General features: G+C 68.2%; 3 protein-coding genes. 2 read left to right on the top strand and 1 reads right to left on the bottom strand.

All coding sequences use genetic code 11. From position 1 onward, the window contains the following. Positions 1 to 404: 404 nt before the first annotated feature. The gene (locus tag AC5RUJ_RS14250; RefSeq protein ID WP_494014635.1) at positions 405 to 914 is read right to left on the bottom strand and encodes an Lrp/AsnC family transcriptional regulator; all 510 of its coding nucleotides are present in this window, start codon (positions 912 to 914) and stop codon (positions 405 to 407) included. Positions 915 to 1,046: 132 nt separating this feature from the next. On the opposite strand from AC5RUJ_RS14250, the gene AC5RUJ_RS14245 reads away from it, so the two are divergent. Together AC5RUJ_RS14245 and AC5RUJ_RS14240 are read left to right on the top strand one after the other, a co-directional pair. After that, a complete protein-coding gene (locus tag AC5RUJ_RS14245; RefSeq protein ID WP_494128061.1) occupies positions 1,047 to 2,294 on the top strand; it encodes an NAD(P)/FAD-dependent oxidoreductase in 1,248 nt (415 codons plus the stop codon). 100 nt (positions 2,295 to 2,394) lie between these two features. Further along, entirely contained in the window at positions 2,395 to 2,607 is a 213-nt protein-coding gene (locus AC5RUJ_RS14240) for a FitA-like ribbon-helix-helix domain-containing protein (RefSeq protein WP_494128062.1), read from the top strand. Positions 2,608 to 2,626: the final 19 nt, after the last annotated feature.

Genomic DNA, 2,626 nt, shown 5'->3' with positions numbered 1-2,626 from the left:
GCCTCGGCCGGCTGGGCGACGGGTGCATCCGTGCGGGGCTCCGCAGCGGAGGCCGCAGGGTTGGCGGCAGACCGGCGGGCGCTGGACTTGCTGAAAAGATTCTTAAACCAGGACATTGCAGCCTTCGATAGATTGCTTGAGCTTTCAACTATCCTATCCGGCCGAAGAATGACATGTCAACAAAGGGCAAGGCTGCCCGCTCCGGGGCACGGGCGAGCGACTGGAATCGCCCTGAATCCGGGCCGGCGCGGCGGAGAAGCGGGCCCCTTCCGGGGTTCCGCAGCCAGGGTACGGGCGTGCCCATAGAAGCCGGCTCCCCAAATAGGGAGCGAGACACGCCTCCGGGCAGCCCTCCCCCGCCAACATGGCGAGACCGAACCCCCACAAGGGCACTCTCTCCCCCATCAGGGAGCGAGCGAACTGCCGGGCGGGCGGACGTGTTCGAAGATGACCGTGGTATTCGTGCCGGCAACCTCGGGGCGGACGCTGAGGTTGTTCGCGACCAGGTCGCGCAGCGCGTTGGAGTCCGCCACGGCGACATGGATCAGGAAGTCGCGGTCGCCGGTCACAAAGAAAATCCCCTCCACCGCGGGCAGGCCTGACAGGAAGTCCTTGAACTGGGTCAGGTTCGACCGCGCGTGCGCCTGCAAGCGGATGGAGATCAGCGCCTGCAGGCCGCGCCCCACGGCCGCAGGGTCCACGTCGGCATGGAAACCGCGGATCACGCCGCGTTCGCGCAGGGAGCGGATCCGGCTCAAGCACGTCGAGGGGGCGATGCCGGCCGCCGCCGCGATCGCGTTGTTGGGGGTTCGGGCGTCGGCTTGGAGCATCTCGACGATCAACCGGTCGATGCGGTCCAGCCCCGAACCCGCAGGAGCCCCGAACGGGCGTCGAAGATCATTCGATTCGACCATGTGATCACCACCACTTTCTGAACTTACTGCCTGTATGCCTCACTCTTACAGAATCTTCTCCTAACGGCTTGAGAAACGGGTAAACATTCTTCAGGATGGGTCCGAGAGAAGAGTCGACCCGAGGAGCACACGATGTACTCTCGCGCACACGCCCCGAGCACCGCCGTCGTCGTGGGTGCAGGCATGGTTGGCTTGGCCACCGCCTGGCATCTGCAGGAACGCGGCGTGGAAGTCACCGTTCTGGACCGATCAGGCGTCGCCGCCGGCGCCTCGTGGGGCAATGCCGGCTGGCTCACGCCCGGCATGGCCATGCCGTTGTCGGACCCGACCATCTGGACCTACGGGCCCAAGGCGCTGGTCGACCCGACGGCGCCGCTGCACATTCCCGCCCGCCTGGACCCGCAGCTGTGGAAGTTCCTGGCCCGCTTCGCGCTGCACGGCACGCAGAAGGCCTGGGACCGGACCATGGCCGCGCTGACGCCGATCGACAAGATGGCGCTGGAGAGCTTCGATGAGCTGACCGATAACGGCGTCGAATCGTGGACGCGCAAGGGACCCTTCATCGTCGGTTTCGAGGCGGAGAAGGAAAGCCGCCACTTTGTCCACGAGCTGGCCAACGTGGAGAAGGCGGGCCAGTCCGTCCCGCTGAGCCGCCTGGACAACCCCCAGGTCAAGGTGCCGCAGCTGTCCGCCGGCGTCTCGACGGTGTTCGAACTGGAAGGCCAGCGGTTCCTTGAGCCCGGCCCGTTCGTCGAGGCCCTTGCCGCATCCGTCGTGGCACGCGGCGGGAAGATCATTTCCGGCGCCGAAGTGCGCTCCCTGCGCCACGGCCACACCGGGATCTCGGTGGAGACCTACGCGCATGAGCCGTTCCACGCCGACGTCGTGGTCCTGGCCACCGGCGCCTGGCTGCCCGATCTCGCCAAGCCGCTGGGTGTTCGCACCATGGTGCAGGCCGGGCGCGGATACTCGTTCAGCGTGGCCACCGACCAGCCGGCCGAGTTCCCCATCTACTTCCCGGCGCGCCGCGTGGCCTGCACCCCGTACCAGGGACGGCTGCGCATCGCCGGAACCATGGAGTTCCGCGGCCCGGACGAACCGCTGCAGACCGGGCGGATCGACGCGATCCTGGCGGCCGTGCGGCCGTTGTTCACCAACATGGACCTGGAGAACCTCGAGGATATTTGGGTCGGCCCGCGCCCGGTCACACCCGACGGGCTGCCGCTGATCGGCGCCACCCGCTCCCCCGGCGTGTACGTGGCCGGCGGGCACGGGATGTGGGGCATCGTGCTGGGCCCGGCGACCGGCAAGCTGCTGGCCGAACAGATTGTCACCGGCCGGGTGCCCGACGAGATCCGGCCGTTCGACCCGCTGCGCTAACCCCCGCGGGCGGCCCGCTGACCGCCCGCTGACAGCTCGCTGGGACGGGACTAATATGGGCGGCACGTGGGGCGCAATGCTCCGCGGGAAGGTGACTGTCATGGAATCGCTCACGGTGCCCGGGTTGGACGCGCGGACCATGGAAGGACTCCGGATCCTGGCCGATACGCACCATCGCTCACCCGAAGCTGAGGCCCGGGCGATCCTCGTGCAGGCAGTCCGTGGGCTGGGCGAGGCGGACGAACTCCTGGCCTCGATCGTCGGCGACGACGATTCGGCCGACGACCGCAAACGCCGGACCGGCCGGCAGTAGGCGGGCCCGTCGCCGCGCG

The sequence above is a fragment of the Arthrobacter sp. Y3223164 genome, from assembly GCF_059091005.1.
Note: the sequence above shows the minus strand (reverse complement) of the source record. Positions and strands in the feature narration are given on the sequence as shown.

Excerpts from the sequence above, each read along its gene's own strand:
- AC5RUJ_RS14250 (WP_494014635.1), bottom strand. The coding sequence starts at position 914 with ATGGTCGAATCGAATGATCTTCGACGCCCGTTCGGGGCTCCTGCGGGT.
- AC5RUJ_RS14245 (WP_494128061.1), top strand. The coding sequence starts at position 1,047 with ATGTACTCTCGCGCACACGCCCCGAGCACCGCCGTCGTCGTGGGTGCA.
- AC5RUJ_RS14240 (WP_494128062.1), top strand. The coding sequence starts at position 2,395 with ATGGAATCGCTCACGGTGCCCGGGTTGGACGCGCGGACCATGGAAGGA.